16 protein-coding genes are annotated in these 17,022 nt (G+C 67.1%); 11 read left to right on the forward strand and 5 right to left on the reverse strand.

The genetic code is table 11. The features are described from left to right. Positions 1-35 precede the first annotated feature (35 nt). From AC5P67_RS15675 to AC5P67_RS15685, 3 genes are all read right to left on the reverse strand, one after another. Positions 36-512, reverse strand: a complete 477-nt coding sequence (locus AC5P67_RS15675) for an META domain-containing protein (RefSeq protein WP_043034985.1) — start codon at positions 510-512, stop codon at positions 36-38. A gap of 142 nt (positions 513-654) precedes the next feature. Next, positions 655-1,482, reverse strand: a complete 828-nt coding sequence (locus AC5P67_RS15680; protein WP_012478725.1) for an META and DUF4377 domain-containing protein — start codon at positions 1,480-1,482, stop codon at positions 655-657. Positions 1,483-1,555: 73 nt separating this feature from the next. Further along, entirely contained in the window at positions 1,556-2,350 is a 795-nt protein-coding gene (locus AC5P67_RS15685; protein ID WP_012478726.1) for an undecaprenyl-diphosphate phosphatase, read from the reverse strand. A 223-nt stretch (positions 2,351-2,573) separates the two neighbouring features. Between AC5P67_RS15685 and glnA the strand changes: the two genes are divergently transcribed. The 11 genes from glnA to AC5P67_RS15740 all read left to right on the forward strand — a co-directional run bounded on the left by glnA (position 2,574) and on the right by AC5P67_RS15740 (position 14,841). Continuing rightward, positions 2,574-3,983, forward strand: a complete 1,410-nt coding sequence (glnA, locus tag AC5P67_RS15690; protein ID WP_005407550.1) for a type I glutamate--ammonia ligase — start codon at positions 2,574-2,576, stop codon at positions 3,981-3,983. 347 nt (positions 3,984-4,330) lie between these two features. After that, positions 4,331-4,669, forward strand: coding sequence for a P-II family nitrogen regulator (locus AC5P67_RS15695; protein WP_004134334.1), 339 nt, complete (start codon positions 4,331-4,333; stop codon positions 4,667-4,669). A 21-nt stretch (positions 4,670-4,690) separates the two neighbouring features. Next, a complete protein-coding gene (amt, locus tag AC5P67_RS15700) occupies positions 4,691-6,121 on the forward strand; it encodes an ammonium transporter (RefSeq protein WP_043034922.1) in 1,431 nt (476 codons plus the stop codon). A gap of 223 nt (positions 6,122-6,344) precedes the next feature. Then, the gene (locus AC5P67_RS15705; RefSeq protein WP_012478728.1) at positions 6,345-7,091 is read left to right on the forward strand and encodes an N-acetylmuramoyl-L-alanine amidase; all 747 of its coding nucleotides are present in this window, start codon (positions 6,345-6,347) and stop codon (positions 7,089-7,091) included. Positions 7,092-7,158: 67 nt separating this feature from the next. Then, on the forward strand, positions 7,159-8,325 hold the full coding sequence (mltA, locus tag AC5P67_RS15710; RefSeq protein ID WP_111118469.1) for a murein transglycosylase A: 1,167 nt from the start codon (positions 7,159-7,161) through the stop codon (positions 8,323-8,325). A 109-nt stretch (positions 8,326-8,434) separates the two neighbouring features. Beyond that, the gene (locus AC5P67_RS15715; RefSeq protein ID WP_021204073.1) at positions 8,435-8,749 is read left to right on the forward strand and encodes a hypothetical protein; all 315 of its coding nucleotides are present in this window, start codon (positions 8,435-8,437) and stop codon (positions 8,747-8,749) included. Positions 8,750-8,857: 108 nt separating this feature from the next. After that, positions 8,858-10,903, forward strand: a complete 2,046-nt coding sequence (locus tag AC5P67_RS15720; RefSeq protein ID WP_111118457.1) for a TonB-dependent receptor — start codon at positions 8,858-8,860, stop codon at positions 10,901-10,903. Between the two features lie 114 nt (positions 10,904-11,017). Next, a complete protein-coding gene (locus tag AC5P67_RS15725; RefSeq protein WP_012478732.1) occupies positions 11,018-12,079 on the forward strand; it encodes a two-component system sensor histidine kinase NtrB in 1,062 nt (353 codons plus the stop codon). Further along, entirely contained in the window at positions 12,072-13,520 is a 1,449-nt protein-coding gene (gene ntrC, locus AC5P67_RS15730; RefSeq protein ID WP_012478733.1) for a nitrogen regulation protein NR(I), read from the forward strand. Before AC5P67_RS15725 ends, ntrC begins: the two co-directional genes overlap by 8 nt. 93 nt (positions 13,521-13,613) lie before the next feature. Continuing rightward, complete coding sequence (locus AC5P67_RS15735) at positions 13,614-14,183, forward strand: superoxide dismutase family protein (protein WP_495214890.1); 570 nt, start codon at positions 13,614-13,616, stop codon at positions 14,181-14,183. Positions 14,184-14,214: 31 nt separating this feature from the next. After that, positions 14,215-14,841 carry a superoxide dismutase family protein gene (locus AC5P67_RS15740; RefSeq protein WP_012478735.1) on the forward strand — a complete coding sequence of 209 codons (627 nt, stop codon included), beginning with the start codon at positions 14,215-14,217 and terminating at the stop codon, positions 14,839-14,841. Positions 14,842-14,941: 100 nt separating this feature from the next. Here the strand turns inward: AC5P67_RS15740 and AC5P67_RS15745 are convergent, their stop codons facing one another. Together AC5P67_RS15745 and AC5P67_RS15750 are read right to left on the reverse strand one after the other, a co-directional pair. Beyond that, positions 14,942-16,009: a TonB family protein gene (locus AC5P67_RS15745; RefSeq protein ID WP_099470504.1), complete on the reverse strand. Its 1,068-nt coding sequence runs from the start codon at positions 16,007-16,009 to the stop codon at positions 14,942-14,944. A gap of 98 nt (positions 16,010-16,107) precedes the next feature. Continuing rightward, positions 16,108-16,995 (reverse strand): hypothetical protein, encoded by an 888-nt coding sequence (locus AC5P67_RS15750; protein ID WP_005407588.1) that lies wholly within the window; start codon positions 16,993-16,995, stop codon positions 16,108-16,110. Between the last annotated feature and the right edge of the window lie 27 nt (positions 16,996-17,022).

The following is a 17,022-nucleotide window of genomic DNA, read 5'->3' on the forward strand; positions in this document are numbered from 1 at the left end:
CGGCAACACAGGAAGATGCCGGCCCGCGGCCGGCCCTACCTTCCATCCGCTTGCAGCGCCGCCGGTTCGAACACTGCGGTGTCGCCTCTCGCGTTGCGCAGCACCAGCGCGCCGCGGTCGTCAAGCGCAAGCGTCGGTGCCGAGCCTTCGCCGTGCATCAGCTTTCCGGCGAGCTTCTGCTGCGTGGGCAGTCTCTGATCGACGCATAGCGCTGTGGTCTGCACGCTGTTGCGCAGGATCAGCAGGTTGCCCTGCAGCCGGTACTCGTTGCTGACGTGGTTGCACAGGTTCAACTCGCTCATGAAACCGGACTGGAAGCGCAGTGTGTAGGGCGCGCGACCGCGGACGAACAACGCGTCGATGCGCTTTCCTTGCGCGTTGGTGGCACGCACCAGTTGCCACAGGTGCGCTTCAAGCTGATCGGTGCTGGGCGTGCTGGGCGTGCTGGCAGCGGCCACATTCGCGGACATGGCCAGCAGCGCAGCAATGATGAGGACGGGGACGTGCTTCATGCCGATCTCCCGATGCATCCGCGTAGTGTCGGCCGCTGGCCGGCAGCATCCGTGTGTTGGCAGTGCCGCGCAGGGCAGCCGGCCAGCGGCCGGCCCTACCGACCATGAAGAAGGGCGGCCTCTCGGCCGCCCTTCCATCGTTTTATTTCTTCTCGATGGCCGACTCGACCACCATGTCCAGCACGTACGCCTGCGACGGCGCATCGGCCGGCGGGTTCTTCACCTCGTAGCGCTTCACGCGCACCACGTTGCGCACGCCGTCTTCGTGGGTGTAACCCTCGATGTTGCCGTAGAAGTTCTCGAACTTGCCCGGCTCGCCCTGCTTCAGGCCCTTGTCGTCGAACTTCACTTCGCGCACCTGCAGGCACTGGTAGTCCGGGATCAGCGGGTGCGAGCACTTCTCGGTCTTCGCAGCCACTTCCAGGAACACGGTTTCGCCGGCGCCGCCGTAGCGGGTTTCAGCGGTCGGTTCCGGGTTGAACACCAGCACGTCGCCCTTGGCGGTGGTCAGGGTCAGCTTGCCATCGGCATCCTGCTCGGCCTTCAGCTCGCCCTGCAGGCGGCTCGACACGGCTTCGTCCAGCGCCATCAGCGCCTTGTCGGTGCAGGCCATCATGGTCGAGGCCATCGCGCTGACCGTCAGCTTGCCGTCGGCCAGGGTGTAGCCGCCGCCCATGCGGTTGCAGGTGTTGCTGACCGACAGGCGGCCATCTGCGAAGTCCAGGGTGACCGGCTTGTCTTCGCGGGCGAACAGCGCGTCGATGCGCTTGCCGTCGGCGCCGGTGGCCTGCTGCAGCAGCCAGTGCTGGCTCTGCAGGCGCTGCGCATCCAGGTGCGCCAGCGTCTGCTGGTCTGCTGCCTTGGCCGCGGCCGGGGCCACGTCGTCGCCGCCGGTGCCGGCCGGGGCCGGGGTCTGGCTGCAGGCGGCCATCAGGGCCAGCGGGAGGAGCAGGGTGAGCTTGCGGTTCATGGTGATTCTCCTTGGGGAACCGTGGGGGAAACGGGGTGGGGTCGGCAACGGGGTTACCGTACCCCGGCGCTGTTCAGCTGCCGGAGGGCAACCACAGCAGCAGCGCCGCGCCCAGTGCGATGCGGTAGATCGCGAAGGCGGTGAACCTGTGCGACTTGATGTAGCCCATCAGCCACTTCACTACGACGAAGCCGGTGATGGCCGCGGCAAGGAAGGCCACGCCCACGTCGGCCCAGTCCTCGCTGCCCAGCTGCCCTGCCTTGGCCATTTCCAGGAAGGTGTAGGCGCTGGCGGCAAACATGGTGGGAATGCCGACCAGGAACACGAACTCGGCGGCGGCCGCGCGGCGGCTCAGGCCCAGCAGCATGGCCAGGAAGATGGCCGAGGCCGAGCGCGAGGTGCCGGGGAACACGCCGGCCACGACCTGCGCCAGGCCGACGCCGATCGCCACCGTCCAGGTCACCTGGTCGCGGTCGGGCAGGCGCGCGGTGTAGGCCTCCACCAGCAGCATCCAGACGCCACCGATGATCAGCGCCCAGGCCACCGGGCTGACCGTTTCCGGCAGCGACCAGCCGGCCTTGCGTACCACCAGGCCGACCACCGCGGTGACCAGGAACGCCGCGCCCAGCTTGAACACGTACTCGCGGTTCCCGCGCTGGTTGAAGCCGGTGGCCAGCTGCAGCAGGCGCTGGCGGAACACCAGTACCACGGCCACGATGGCGCCGGCCTGGATGACGATGTTGAAGAAGTCCGAACGGGCACCCAGCCAGTGCTGGGCGATGAGCAGGTGGCCGGTGCTGGAGATCGGCAGGAACTCGGTCAAGCCTTCGAGGATGCCCAGCAGCAGGGCGGAGAGCAGGTCGGACATGGACGGTGCGTGCACGCGCGGCGGAAGGAAGAAGGGCGAGAGGATAGACGATCCGCGCTGCACCAAACGGGTGCGTCTGGTGGTCGGTGCACTCGTTTGGTGCGCCGCGTTCTGCACCCGCACGGGGCGGCCTTCATGAAATCAATGACTTGCGGCATCTGAAAAGTTGGCACGGTCGTTGCTCTACCTCAGCAGGCATTCATCCCCATCCGAGGTCGTACCGATGTCCGTGGAAAACGTTGAGAAGCTGATCAAGGACAACCAGATCGAATTCGTCGATCTGCGCTTTGTCGACATGCGTGGTGTCGAGCAGCACGTGACCTTCCCGGTCAGCATCGTCGAACCGTCGCTGTTCGAAGAAGGCAAGATGTTCGATGGCAGCTCGATCGCCGGCTGGAAGGGCATCAACGAGTCGGACATGGTGCTGCTGCCGGATACCGCCAGCGCCTACGTCGACCCGTTCTACGCCGATCCGACCATCGTGATCAGCTGCGACATCCTCGACCCGGCCACCATGCAGCCGTATGGCCGTTGCCCGCGCGGCATCGCCAAGCGCGCCGAGGCCTACCTGAAGTCCTCCGGCATTGCCGAAACCGCGTTCTTCGGCCCGGAGCCGGAATTCTTCATCTTCGACTCGGTCCGTTTCGCCAATGAAATGGGCAACACTTTCTTCAAGGTCGATTCCGAAGAAGCCGCCTGGAACAGCGGCGCCAAGTACGACGGCGCCAACAGCGGTTACCGTCCGGGCGTGAAGGGTGGCTATTTCCCGGTTCCGCCGACCGACACCCTGCACGACCTGCGCGCCGAGATGTGCAAGACCCTGGAACAGGTCGGCATCGAAGTGGAAGTGCAGCACCACGAAGTGGCCACCGCCGGCCAGTGCGAGATCGGCACCAAGTTCAGCACCCTGGTGCAGAAGGCCGACGAACTGCTGCGCATGAAGTACGTGATCAAGAACGTCGCGCACCGCAACGGCAAGACCGTCACCTTCATGCCCAAGCCGATCGTCGGCGACAACGGCAGCGGCATGCACGTGCACCAGTCGCTGTCCAAGGGCGGCACCAACCTGTTCTCCGGTGACGGCTACGGCGGCCTGAGCCAGCTGGCGCTGTGGTACATCGGCGGCATCTTCAAGCACGCCAAGGCCATCAATGCCTTCGCCAACTCGGGCACCAACAGCTACAAGCGCCTGGTGCCGGGCTTCGAAGCGCCGGTGATGCTGGCCTATTCGGCCCGCAACCGTTCGGCATCGTGCCGCATTCCGTGGGTCTCCAACCCGAAGGCGCGCCGTATCGAAATGCGCTTCCCGGACCCGATCCAGTCCGGCTACCTCACCTTCACCGCGCTGATGATGGCCGGCCTGGACGGCATCAAGAACCAGATCGACCCGGGCGCACCGAGCGACAAGGACCTGTACGACCTGCCGCCGGAAGAAGAGAAGCTGATCCCGCAGGTCTGCTCCTCGCTGGACCAGGCGCTGGAAGCGCTGGACAAGGACCGCGAGTTCCTGAAGGCCGGTGGCGTGATGAGCGATGACTTCATCGACGGCTACATCGCGCTGAAGATGCAGGAAGTGACCAAGTTCCGCGCGGCCACCCACCCGCTGGAGTACCAGCTGTACTACGCCAGCTGACCGGATGCGATGGCGGTGGGCTTCCCCCTCCCACCCGCCGCCATCGCTTCCGTTTTCGCGGCTGGGGAGCCGCAAGGCGGGCGCAGGCCCGCCGTTGTAGAGCGGACTGTCAGTCCGCTGCATTGGAACGCGGGCCATTGGCCCGCTTATCCAGGGGCAAGAGAAAGACCGGATACGCGACCAGGGCCGCCCTCCCTCCCGCGTCGGTCGTGCAAGGAGAGAGGCACGGCCGTCCCGGCCCTGTACGTGTCCGGTGCAACAGCCACGGCCATCACAGTGATGGCCGCTGGTTGCCTGATGCCAACGCGCGCTGGCGTGCTGGCCCCATCCACCATCGGGACATGCGCATGAAACTGATCTCCGCCATCATCCGGCCGTTCAAGCTCGACGAGGTCCGCGAGGCCTTGTCCGACGCAGGCGTGTCGGGCATTACCGTGACCGAAGTGAAAGGCTTCGGCCGCCAGAAGGGCCACACCGAGCTGTATCGCGGCGCCGAGTACGTCGTCGATTTCCTGCCCAAGATCAAGATCGAAACCGTAGTCACCGACGAGCGTGCCGATGCGGTGATCGAAGCGATCCAATCGTCGGCAGGCACCGGCAAGATCGGTGACGGCAAGATCTTCGTCACCGCCGTCGAACAGGTCATCCGCATCCGCACCGGCGAAATCGGTGCCGACGCGCTGTAACCCCTTTCCGGAGACTCCCCCATGAAGATGCGCCTTCTCACCGGGTGGCAAGCCCGGTTCCATGTCGTGTGGCTGTTGATGCTGCTGAGTGCGCTGGCCGCGGGTGCCTGGCCGGGCAATGCCCACGCCCAGGCGCAGGTGTCGCCACTGCCGAGCGAAAGCGTGGCCGTTGAACCGCTGCAGGACACTGCAGCTGCAGCCGCTGCGCCGGCCGTGGCCGAAGCGGCCGCCGCCTATGATCATGGCGACGTGGCCTGGATGCTCACCTCCACCCTGCTGGTGCTGCTGATGGTCGTGCCGGGCCTGGCCCTGTTCTACGGCGGCCTGGTGCGTTCGAAGAACGTGCTGTCGGTGCTCAGCCAGATCCTGGTGGTGTTCTCGCTGGTGCTGCTGCTGTGGGTGGCCTACGGCTACAGCGCGGTGTTCAGCGCGGGCAATCCGTTCTTCGGGTCGTTCACCGAGTTCGCCTTCCTCAAGGGCTTCACCCCCGAGTCGGTCGGCAACACACCGATCAAGGGCCTGCCGGACTATCTGTTCGTCGCGTTCCAGTCGACCTTTGCCGGTATCACCACCGCGCTGATCGTCGGTGCCTTCGCCGAGCGCATCAAGTTCCGCGCGGTGCTGCTGTTCTCGGCGCTGTGGTTCACCCTCAGCTACATCCCGATGGCCCACATCGTCTGGGGGGGCGGCTACCTGGGTGAGCTGGGCGCGATCGATTTCGCCGGCGGCACCGTGGTCCACATCAATGCGGGCGTTGCTGGCCTGGTGGCTGCCTGGTTTGTCGGCAAGCGCCTGGGCTACGGCCAGACCGCGCTGAAGCCGCACAACGTGCCGTTCACCTACATCGGCGCGATGCTGCTGTGGGTGGGCTGGTTCGGCTTCAATGCCGGTTCCGCTGCCGCAGCCGATACCGTGGCCTCGCTGGCCTTCCTCAACACCGTGCTGGCCACCGCCGCCGCCGTGCTCGGCTGGACGCTGGTGGAAGCAATCAGCAAGGGCAAGCCATCGGCACTGGGCGCTGCTTCGGGTGCGGTGGCCGGCCTGGTCGGCATCACCCCGGCATGTGGCACGGTCGGCCCACTCGGCGCGATCATCATCGGCTTCGTCGCCGGCGTGGTCTGCGTCTGGGGCGTGACCGGCCTCAAGCGCCTGCTGAAGGTGGACGACACTGCCGACGTGTTCGGTGTGCATGGTGTCGGCGGCATCGTCGGCGCGATTCTCACCGGTGTGTTCAGTGCACAGTCGCTGGGTGGTACCAAGGCCGGTCTGGATATCGCCCACCAGGTGTGGGTGCAGGTGGTCAGCGTCGGCCTCACCGTGGTGTGGTCGGCGGTGGTGACCGCGGTCATCTTGCTGGTGGTCAAGGTCGTGGTCGGCCTGCGCGTGACCGAAGAGGCCGAACGCACCGGCTTGGATGTGACTTCGCACGGCGAATCTGCCTACGAGGCCTGAAGTAGCGGCAGAGCTATTGCATTGATGTTGTGGGTGCCGACCGTTGGTCGGCACTTCCACTGTCCTCGTTCTGGTAGGTACCAAGCTTGCTTGGCACGGGGTCTGCTCTGGTGGGTGCCGACCGTTGGTGGCACAGCCGGAGTGGCGCATCCACGCCTGGCGTGGACCTACCGAATCTTCCTTGTGACATGCATCATCGCGCCTGATCGCGCACAATCAGGCCATGCACCCGATCCGCACTGTCCTGATGCTCTCGGCCTGCCTGCTGCTGGCTGCCTGTGCCTCCGCGCCGCAGGAAACCCGCAACCCGCTCGCCACCTGGGTGCCATCACCCAACCAGAACGCGCGCACGCCTGTCATCATCGTCATCCACCACACCGAGCAGAAGTCGGTGCAGCAGAGCCTGCATACGCTGCGCACGGCCAACAGCGGTGGACCGGTCAGTGCACATTACCTGGTCGGTGCCGATGGCCATCGTTACCAGCTGGTCGCCGATGAGCGCCGTGCCTGGCACGCCGGCGCCGGGCGCTGGGGCACCATCACCGATCTCAATTCGGCCTCGATCGGCATCGAGCTCGACAACGATGGCCGCAGCCCGTTCAGTGCGGCGCAGATCGAATCGCTGATCGTGCTGCTGCGCGACCTCACCTCGCGCCTGAACATCCCGCCGCGCCAGGTGATCGGCCACGCCGACCTGGCGCCGACGCGCAAGCAGGATCCGAGCCGCTTCTTCCCCTGGCAGCAGCTGGCCGAGGTCGGCTTTGGCGTGTGGCCGCGCGCGGCCGACGGTGCTGCGCCAGAGGGTTTCGACGCGTGGAATGCGCTGGCCCGCTTTGGCTATCCGCTGGACAACCGCGAGGCCACCGTCGCCGCCTTCCACCGCCGTTTCCGTGGCCGCGACGACCTGCCGAAGACGCTGGATGCCGAAGACGCGCGCATCCTGTACTCGCTGCTGCTGCAGACGCCGTGACCCCGCGCATGAACGCTTGACCCCGCGCCGGGTTGCCGCCCAGCGGCCGGCCCGCCACCATGGCGGCATGATCGATTCCGCCACCTTCGTCAAGCGCAGGCACTGCATCCTGCTGGCAGCGGCCGTGCTCGCCGGTTGCGCCACCACCGCCCCCCGCACCGGGTCTGAAGCGCCCACGCCCACCATGCCGCCTGCAGCGACCTATGCCAAGGCTGCATGGAGCGCGCTGCCACCCGTCTCCAACAGCGATCTGCAGGCCGGTTTCGTTGCCTGGCGCAGCAGCTGCACCCGCCTGAAGAACGATGCGGTCTGGGCCAAACCCTGCGCCACCGCCGCAGCAGTGTCAGACAAGGACCCGGCCGCGATCCGCCAGTTCCTGCAGCGCGACCTTGATGCCTATGCGCTGCGTGCCGGTGGCCACCAGGCCGACGGACTGATTACCGGCTACTACGAGCCGATCTATGCCGGCAGCCTGACCCGCACCGACAAGGCGACGGTGCCGGTCTACGGCACTCCCGATGATCTGGTGGTGGTGCAGCTGGAGAGCCTCTACCCGGAACTGAAGGGCAAGCGCCTGCGCGGTCGCGTCGAAGGCAAGGTGCTCAAGCCCTATGACGACGCCGGCACCATCGCGGCCCAGGGCGCCAACGCCCCGGTGCTGGCCTGGCTGACCGACCCGATGGACCTGCAGCTGCTGCAGATCCAGGGGTCCGGCCGCGTGCGCCTGGCCGATGGCAAGCAGGTGCGGCTGGCCTATGCGGAACAGAATGGCCACCCCTACCGCGCCGTCGGGCGCTGGCTGGTCGACCAGGGCCAGCTGAAGAAGGAAGACGTCACCATGGACGCGATCCGCGCCTGGGCCCGGGCCAATCCCGCGCGCGTGCCGGAACTGCTGCGCAGCAACCCCAGCTACGTGTTCTTCGTGCGCAACCCGGACAGCCCGGAAGGCCCGCGTGGTTCGCTGAACGTGCCGCTCACCGCCGGCTACAGCGTGGCGGTGGACCGCAGCGTGGTGCCACTGGGCAGCCTGCTGTGGCTCTCCACCACGCGCCCGGACGGCAGCCCGGTGGTGCGACCGGTGGCCGCGCAGGACACCGGCGGCGCCATCGCCGGTGAGGTGCGCGCCGACCTGTACTGGGGCAGCGGGGATGCCGCCGGCAAGCTGGCCGGCGACATGAAGCAGAAGGGCAATATCTGGATGCTGTGGCCGAAGGGCGTGCCCCTGCCGAATTGAAGCAGCAGGGGTCGGATCCCTTTCCAAAGGAAAGGGCTCTGACCCCCGGATGCCTGATAATGGCGCTATTCCGAACTTTCCGGCCGCGCCTGCGGCCAGGACCCCTGCAATGACCTACGCAAAGCACAACGCAAAACCCGGCGCGAAATCCGCCGCAAAGAAGTACTACAAGCACTGGGCCGAATCGGGCCTGGGCAAGGGCAACGTGCTGATGGAAGCCCGTGGCGAGAAGATCGTGCGCCAGGTGGAAATCTACGGCACCAGGATGGTCTGGGCCGACGAGCATGCCCACAGCGACGACCGCTTCCTGCTGGCCGACCAGCCAGTGTCGTTCCTGGATTTCGACGAGGACGACGAAATCTCCGCGCGTGAATTCGAAGCCGCCTGGAAGAAAGCACGGGAAGCCACCGGCTACCCGGTGTAATCCAAGCCCCCGGCACCCGCCCTTGTAGCGCCGAGCCTTGCTCGACGCTGCAAAAAGCGGGCATGTGAAATGTTATATGATTACGTTTCACCGCAGCCGCCCCTTCCCATGAAGACTCCCACCCTTGTGGCCGCCCTGGCGGCCGCTCCGCTCGCCCCTGAAGCTTTCGCACAGTCCGCCGATGCCGCGCTCACCCTCGGCAAGGTGCAGGTGCACCAGCATGGCGAAGGCCAGCTCAGCGCGCACCAGGTGCTGACTTCGGTGGACGTGCTCGGCGCGGACCAGATCGAAGACCGCAACGTCTCGCACAGCTGGGAGCTGCTGGGGCAGATGCCCGGCATCCAGCTCACCGAAACGCGGCAGGGTGCCGAATCGGGCAAGGTCAGCTTCCGCGCCTTCAACGGCGAGGGCTACCTCAACGCCATCAAGACCCTCATCGACGGCATCCCCAGCAACGTCAACAGCGGCAACCAGCGCTTCATCGACATGCTGTTCCCGCTGGACATCAGCTACATCGAAGTGGTGCGCGGGACCAACGACCCGCGCTATGGGCTGCACAACATCGGTGGCAACGTGAACTTCGGTACGCGTCAGGGCGGCAGCTACACCGATGCGCGCCTGGCCTACGGCAGCTACAACACCCGTGATGCACAGCTGGCGGTTGGCCGCGAAGCCAATGGCTTCGCGCAGAACTATTTTGTTGGCACCCAGGCCAGCGATGGCTATCGCGACCACGACACCTCGAAGAAGTACTCGCTGGGCGGCAAGTGGTTCTTCGGCACGCTGGACGAAGGGCTGCGCGTGGGCCTGACGGCGCGCGCCTACCACCATGAGGCCGACGAACCGGGCTTCATGACCGCCGAGGAACTGCGCACGCTCCGCCGTGGCAGCGAGCTGCGCAACGGCAATGATGGCGATGACCGCGACATGCGGCAGATCGCCGCGCACGTCGACCTGAAGCTGTCCGACGCACTCACCTTCGGCACGCGGCTCTACTACAACCGCTATGAAGACGACCGCCGCGTGACCTTCAGCGATCTGCCCACCGGCAACCTGCCGCGTCAGCGCCGCGTGTGGGATGAGCGCCAGACTGGCCTGCTCAGCACGCTGACCTGGCAGGCCAGCCCCGCGCTTACTGTCGAGGGCGGCCTGAACTACGAGCAGCAGGACAACGGCTATATCCGCGAGCGCTACGCCTACGCCGAACCGACCGATTACAGCCAGCCGCCGGCGCGCGTGCAGAACGACGATCGCCACAGCTTCGACAACTGGGGTGCCTACGTGCAGGCCGTCTACCAGCCGGTCGAGGCCTGGAAGATCGTGCCGGCCTACCGCGTGGACCGTTTCAGTGGCCGCACGCACCTGATGAACGGCATCACCGCTCGGCTGCAGGATTACGGCAGCATCGGTCAGCCCAAGCTGAGCATCATCCACAGCCTGGGCCAGACCACCCACGTCTACGCGAACTGGGGCCGCACCTTCCAGGTGCTGACCGGGTCCACCGCGCCGGCCTACCTCACCCCCGGGCAGGCACCGATGCAGCCGTCCACCAACACCGGCATGGAGCTGGGCCTGAAGTTCCAGCCGTTCCAGGGCGCCCAGGCGCGCCTGGCGGTGTGGCAGCAGGACGCGGAAAACGAGGTATCCAACATGCCGGCCACTGGCACCACGGTCACCCTGGGCAAGACCCGCCGACGAGGCGTGGATGCGCAGTTGAGCCTGCAACTGGGCGACGACTGGACGGTATGGGCTTCGCACGCCTACCAGGAAGCGAAGATCACCCGCGACGACCGCGATGCCGGCATTTCCCTGCAGGGCCGCGAAGTGGCTGCCACCCCGCGCCATATCAGCAATCTGGGTGTGGATTACCGCGCCACGGATGCGCTGCGGCTGGGCCTGCAGGCGCGTGCACAGGGCGATTACTACCTGGAAGAACGCAACGTGGCCGGCAAGTTCGGTGGCTTCGCCGTGCTCGACCTCAGTGCGGCCTATCAGCTCACCCCGCGTTTCAGCGTGGACCTGCAGCTGAAGAACGTCACCGGCCGCCAGTACGCCTACGCCTGGTACGACAGCTTCTTCTGGGACAGCGCCCGCCCGATGTTCTCGCCGGCCCCGGGCCGCAGCGTGTTCGTCGGCCTGAACATGAAGCTGTAACCGGCCATGCATCTGGTAGTGGTCGAGCTTGCTCGACCTGCGGCAGGGGTCAGAGCCCTTTCCTCACGGAAAGGGATCCGACCCCGGACCCCCGTTTTGCACTACATTGGTGCAATGTCCGACCCCGCACCCCCGCCGTCCCTCGATGCCCTGGGCACGCCGCTGGCCTGGGCCGGGGCCGATGGCTGCATTGCCGGCTGCAATCCGGCCTTCGCCCGCTGGCTGGGCGTCAGCGTCCGGCGCCTGCTGGGTCGGCCATTGGTCGCCTTGGAAGTGCAGGGCGAGGCGTTGGCCCATTTCCTGGCCCGCGACGAGCGCGACAGCCTGCGCCTGAACCGGCTGGCGCTGGCGGTGCCCGGCGAGGCGCCGCGCTTCGCCGAGGGCTGGATGAGCCGCCGCGACGATGGCGGCTGGCTGCTGGAGGCGCATCCGGTCGATGAGTTCCCAGGACTCGATCCCACCCAGGCGCTGCCCAGCGCGCTCAGCGCGGCGCTGAAGGGGCTGGCCCACGAACTGCGTAATCCGCTGGCCGGGTTGAAGGGCGCGGCGCAGCTGCTGGCGCGGCGTGCCGCTCAGCGCGACGCCGGCGAACGTGAGCTGATCGAACTGATCGGTTCGGAGATCGAGCGCCTCAACGGCCTGCTCGACCAGCTGCTGTCGCCGGCCCCGGCGGCGCCCCACGCCGAACTGAACATCCATGCCGCGCTGGAGCGCGTGCTGCGCCTGGCCGAGAGCGAAGCCGGCTGGGCGGTGCGCCTGCAGCGCGACTACGACCCCAGCATTCCCGAATTCCATGGTGACGCCGACCGCCTCACCCAGGCGGTCTGGAACCTGGTGCGCAACGCGATCCAGGCCGGCGCCGGCAACATCACCCTGCGTACCCGCGTGGAGCATGGCGTGCGCATTGCCGAGCAGCTGCACACGCTGGCGTTGCGCCTGGAAATCGCCGACGACGGCCGTGGCGTTCCCGAGGAACTGGCTGAACACCTGTTCCTGCCCTTGGTCAGTGGCCGTGCCGAAGGCACTGGCCTGGGCCTGGCGCTGGCCCAGCAGGTGGCGCGCGAGCATCGCGGCACGCTGACCTACCGCTCGCGCCCGGGCCATACCGTGTTCACTCTGCTGCTGCCGATCGTCAGCGGCGCTGCCCCGGCCGAGGAGGCCCCGCGCGATGTCTGAGTCTTCTTCGTCCCCGCAGCGCATCTGGGTGGTCGATGACGATCGGGCCGTGCGCTTCGTGCTGTGCACCGCGCTACGCGAGGCGGGCTACCAGGTCGTCGATTTCGACAGCGCCGCACCCGCCCTGCAGGCGTTGAGCGAAGGCCCGCCACCGGCGCTGCTGTTCACCGATGTGCGCATGCCCGGCGACGATGGCCTGGTGCTGCTGGACAAGCTCAAGGCCGCGCTGCCGCAGCTGCCGGTGGTGGTGATGTCGGCCTATACCGATGTAGCCAGCACGGCCGGCGCGTTCCGCGGTGGCGCGCATGAATTCCTGTCCAAGCCGTTCGATCTGGACGATGCGGTGGCACTGGCGCAACGGGTGCTGCCGGCCGTCGCACCGGCATTGGCGGCGGCCACACCTGCGGCCGAAGCGCATAGCGACCAACCGCCGCAACTGGTGGGCGATACCCCGCCGATGCGCGCGCTGTTCCGCGCCATCGGTCGCCTGGCGCAGGCACCGCTGGCGGTGCTGATCACCGGCGAGACCGGCACCGGCAAGGAGCTGGTGGCCAATGCGCTGCATCGCGAATCACCGCGCGCGCAGGGGCCCTTCGTCGCGCTCAATACCGCTGCAATCCCGTCCGAGCTGCTGGAAAGCGAGTTGTTCGGCCACGAAGCCGGCGCCTTCACCGGCGCGCAGCGCCGCCATATCGGCCGCTTCGAGCAGGCCGATGGCGGCACACTGTTCCTGGATGAGATCGGCGACATGCCGCTGCCGTTGCAGACCCGGCTGCTGCGCGTGCTGGCGCAGGGCGAGTTCTTCCGCGTCGGTGGCCGTGAACTGATCCGCGTCGACGTGCGGGTGGTTGCCGCCACCCACCAGGACCTGGAAGGTCTGGTTGCGCAGGGGAAGTTCCGCGCCGACCTGCTGCACCGCCTGGACGTGGTGCGCCTGCAGCTGCCACCGCTGCGCGAGCGCCGCGAGGACATCGCACAGCTGGCCAGTACGTTCCTGGCCGCCGCCGCGCGCAAGCTGGATACGCCGCCGAAGCGCCTGACCGCGGCCGCACTGCAGGCGTTGCGCGAACACGACTGGCCGGGCAACGTGCGCGAACTGGAAAACGTGTGCTGGCGGATGGCGGCGTTGGCGGCCGCCGACACCATCGGCGTGGCCGACGTCGATACCGCGCTCAACCGTACGCGCGGTCGTCGCAGCAGCACCACCAGCGCCGATCCGGGGCAGTGGGAAGCGCTGCTGGCCGAATGGGCACGCCGTCAGCTGGCCGAAGGCGTGGAAGGGCTGCACGCGCAGGTGCGCGAGCGGGTCGACCATGCGCTGCTGGAGGCCGCGCTGCAGATCACCCATGGGCGCCGCGCAGAAGCCGCTGCCCGCCTCGGCCTTGGCCGCAATACCCTTACCCGCAAGCTGGGCGCCGGGCGCCGCCGCGGGGGCCATTGAACGGCCCCTGCACGCGATCCTCGCGCCCGCTTGCCGAACTGTTGATCGTTCATGGACGATGCAACGCTTAGTGTCATCTGCAAGGAGTCTTTGATGCGTCTGTCCTTTGTCATCCTGCCGTTGTCCGCCGCCGTGCTGCTGTCTGCCTGCGGCAGCGCGCCGAAAAAGACCGAACCTACTCCGCCGCCGCCGACCGTGGTCAGCGCAGCGAAGCAGGGCGAGGCCAATATTGCGCCGGCCTCGGCCAGCATTGTCAGTGGCCGCATCGCACTGATGGTGGAGCCCGGCGGTATCCACATCACCGGCCTGATCGGTGGCCTGCAGCCGATGCAGCAGGCCGGCTTCCACATCCACGAGCGCGGCGACTGCAGTGCGGTGGATGCCAGCAGTGCCGGCAATCACTTCAATCCCGGTGGCGCTGCGCATGGCCGCGCCGGCACCGGCAAGCACCACCTGGGCGACATGGACAATCTGCGTGCCGACGCCCAGGGCCGCGCCAACGTCGATATCCACCTCAAGGGCGTTACCCTTGGCGGAGGCGCCGCCACCGATATCGCCGGACGTGCACTGGTCGTGCATGCCAACGCCGACGACTATCGCAGCCAGCCCGCCGGCAATGCCGGCGTCCGCATCGCCTGTGGCGTGATCCGGGTTGTCCGCTGATCACTGCAGGCATCATCCAGGGAGAGATTCCATGCGCTTGATCCACACTTCGCTGTTCGCAGCCATTGCTGCGCTGGGCCTGGCGGCCTGCAACCAGCAGCCGGCCGCGCCGCAGGCTGAAACCCCGCCGGCCGCGCCGGCCGACGGTGCTACCACCGAACCGGCTGCAACGCCGGCCCCGGCGGCTGCACCGGCTGCCGATGCTACGGCCAGCGCCGAGCTGGCACCGACCCAGGGCAACGAGACCAAGGGCAGCGTCACCTTCAAGGTGGTCGATGGCAAGGTCCACGTGACCGGCCAGATCAGCGGCCTGAAGCCGGGCAGCGAGCACGGCTTCCACATTCACGAGAAGGGCGACTGCAGCGCCCCGGACGGCATGAGTGCCGGTGGCCACTTCAACCCGGGCAAGCAGGATCACGGCAATGTCGCCACCGATCCGCACCACGGCGGCGACATGCCCAACATCAAGGCCGACGACAAGGGCGTGGCCACCATCGACGGCCCGGTGTCGAGCAACGTCAACATCGGCAAGGGTGATGACTTCGACATCATCGGCCGTGGCCTGATCGTCCATGCCGATGCGGATGACTACAAGACCCAGCCGACCGGCAACGCCGGCGCGCGCCTGGCGTGTGCGGTGATCCAGAAGGCGCAGTAAGCGCGCTCCTGCTGGAAATGGAAAACGCCGGCGCAAGCCGGCGCTTTTCTTGCATCCCTTCCTGTAGAGCCGAGCCGATGCTCGGCTCCCTTTGCTGCGGTCAGGGGGATCGCAGCAATGTGTCGCGTCGCCGCCGCAGTTCAGCGCATTCGGCAGGGCCGCTTTCACACAGGATCGAGATATCGGTCTGCATGTGGGCCTTGCCCGTCTTGGCATCGATCACTTCGCGCTTGAAGGTGCGCACCACGGCCGGTGCCGTGCGGTGGGGCGGCACCATCACCAGCCAGTGGGTCATGGTCACCGGCTTCAACCGTCCCTCGGTCATCTCGATTTCCCGCATGATCGCGCCAAGACTGGTGTTGTAGAGCGTCATCCCCGGCTGACTCGACTGATCCGGCGCAAGATCTACACCCTTCATCTTCGGCAGCGCTTCGACGAAGCCGGCGACGGTGCCGAATTCCAGCAGGGCATCATTTGCAATCACCACATCATCTGGCTCCGGCTCTGATGCCTCCGTGGCCGCTGGCTGGCGCCGCGGTTCGAAGTTGAATGACTGGGTGAAGCTGATCCAGGGGTGCTTCACGGGCGCGTCCGGCGGGCAGGTCAGCCGCCAGTTCCGTGCGGCGTTGAGCAGCGTGTCATCAATGCGTGCATCCCCGCTGCTCCGGCCGATCTTCACCTCCGTTTTTGCCGGATCGCCGGCCACCGGGCGCAACCAGACTTCCGCCGAGCCGCGCAAACCGCTGGACCGCACTGCGCTGGAGAACCTGGGTTCGTTGTCCGCCCAGCTCAGGCGGTCCAGCCGGCAAGCCGGTTCCGGAACAGGCACGACCGGTTGCGCGATGCCGCCCGGGCCCGTGCACTGATACTTCCAGCTGAGGGCCGCCTGCCGGGCTGCATCATCCAGCACCCGGTTGCGGGAGCCGTTCAGCACGCGCGCATCGTGGGCGCGGCCCTGCGCATCGACGTTGACCTGCACCTTGACCGTGTTGCTGAAGCTGATATGGCTGTCATAGACCTCGGGCTCCGCCACGGCAGCAGCGAAGGCCGGCGCAACTGTGCAGGTGGGTGTCGCGGCAACCGGTACCGCTGCCTGGGCCATGATCGGAAGGCCACAGACGGCTGCGGCAAGCAGGGTCAGCCCTGCGCATTGAAGTCTACACAGCATGCAGTTCGTCCTTGATCGCGCATGAGTATCCATGCACTAGCCCGCAATGGTGGCACATCGCGCCGCCGAACCGGTTGGCGGCGCGTGGTGCGGCTTGATCAGCGCGCCAGCAGTTCGCGCGCGTCCTGGCCGGCCTCGCAGTGCACGAACAGTACCGGCACGCCATGTGCTTCCAGCACCGCGGCCATCTGCCGCTGGCGCATCAGGAACTGCTCGTAGATGCCCTTCAGGCGGTCGCAATCGTTCTTGCCGTGATCGTAGTGCGCGCACCAGCCGGCCGGATCGAACAGCGCCATGCGTGCTTCGCCATGCGTGTAACGCAGCAGCGGCTCGGGCGCGGCGTTGAGCCATTCGTCTTCACCGGGGGCCATGATCGCGGTCTCGATCAGCGGCCACAGTGCGGCCAGGCCCTGGTTGTCGTACTGCATCGACATCATCGCGGCCAGATCATTCACAGTGAAATACCGCGCGTGCTCGATGCGGGCACCGAAGGTGTTCTGCGCCATCAACGCGGTGTCGGCATGGGCCATGCCGTTGGCCAGCAGCGTGTCTTCCAGCGCCTCGGCCACCGCATTGGTCGTCGCCACGTCGCTGCCGGTCAGCAGGAACGGCACCACGCGCAGGCCGCCGCCCACCAGGCTGGCGTCGGCCTGGAACGGTAGCGGCACGTCGCCCTGGGCGTCGGTACCAAAGGCCAGCAGGCGCGGGCCCTGGTTGCGGCCCGGGGCACGCATCTGCAGTTCTTCCAGGCGGCGGTGGATCGGCCAGCCCGGGCGCAGCACTTCGGCCGGGTCGAAATGGGCGGCGGCGAACACCAGGTCCAGCTCGGCCACCTGCGGCACCAGCTTGGACAGGTCGCGGCCGACGCGATCGGCCAGTTCACCGGCCTGTTCGGCGCTGAGTACCGCCTGGCGGGGGATTTCACCGCCGGCCAGTTCCAGGGCCAGCACGCCAAGGGCATTCATCGCGGGGTCGGGTTTGCTCATGGTTCCACGGTTGGCCCATCACAGGGC

The sequence above is a fragment of the Stenotrophomonas sp. YJH_SMC_21 genome (assembly GCF_059369555.1).

Bases quoted from the DNA above. Each gene is read 5' to 3' on its own strand.
- AC5P67_RS15675 (WP_043034985.1), bottom strand. From the start codon at position 512: ATGAAGCACGTCCCCGTCCTCATCATTGCTGCGCTGCTGGCCATGTCC.
- AC5P67_RS15680 (WP_012478725.1), bottom strand. From the start codon at position 1,482: ATGAACCGCAAGCTCACCCTGCTCCTCCCGCTGGCCCTGATGGCCGCC.
- AC5P67_RS15685 (WP_012478726.1), bottom strand. From the start codon at position 2,350: ATGTCCGACCTGCTCTCCGCCCTGCTGCTGGGCATCCTCGAAGGCTTG.
- glnA (WP_005407550.1), top strand. From the start codon at position 2,574: ATGTCCGTGGAAAACGTTGAGAAGCTGATCAAGGACAACCAGATCGAA.
- AC5P67_RS15695 (WP_004134334.1), top strand. From the start codon at position 4,331: ATGAAACTGATCTCCGCCATCATCCGGCCGTTCAAGCTCGACGAGGTC.
- amt (WP_043034922.1), top strand. From the start codon at position 4,691: ATGAAGATGCGCCTTCTCACCGGGTGGCAAGCCCGGTTCCATGTCGTG.
- AC5P67_RS15705 (WP_012478728.1), top strand. From the start codon at position 6,345: ATGCACCCGATCCGCACTGTCCTGATGCTCTCGGCCTGCCTGCTGCTG.
- mltA (WP_111118469.1), top strand. From the start codon at position 7,159: ATGATCGATTCCGCCACCTTCGTCAAGCGCAGGCACTGCATCCTGCTG.
- AC5P67_RS15715 (WP_021204073.1), top strand. From the start codon at position 8,435: ATGACCTACGCAAAGCACAACGCAAAACCCGGCGCGAAATCCGCCGCA.
- AC5P67_RS15720 (WP_111118457.1), top strand. From the start codon at position 8,858: ATGAAGACTCCCACCCTTGTGGCCGCCCTGGCGGCCGCTCCGCTCGCC.
- AC5P67_RS15725 (WP_012478732.1), top strand. From the start codon at position 11,018: ATGTCCGACCCCGCACCCCCGCCGTCCCTCGATGCCCTGGGCACGCCG.
- ntrC (WP_012478733.1), top strand. From the start codon at position 12,072: ATGTCTGAGTCTTCTTCGTCCCCGCAGCGCATCTGGGTGGTCGATGAC.
- AC5P67_RS15735 (WP_495214890.1), top strand. From the start codon at position 13,614: ATGCGTCTGTCCTTTGTCATCCTGCCGTTGTCCGCCGCCGTGCTGCTG.
- AC5P67_RS15740 (WP_012478735.1), top strand. From the start codon at position 14,215: ATGCGCTTGATCCACACTTCGCTGTTCGCAGCCATTGCTGCGCTGGGC.
- AC5P67_RS15745 (WP_099470504.1), bottom strand. From the start codon at position 16,009: ATGCTGTGTAGACTTCAATGCGCAGGGCTGACCCTGCTTGCCGCAGCC.
- AC5P67_RS15750 (WP_005407588.1), bottom strand. From the start codon at position 16,995: ATGAGCAAACCCGACCCCGCGATGAATGCCCTTGGCGTGCTGGCCCTG.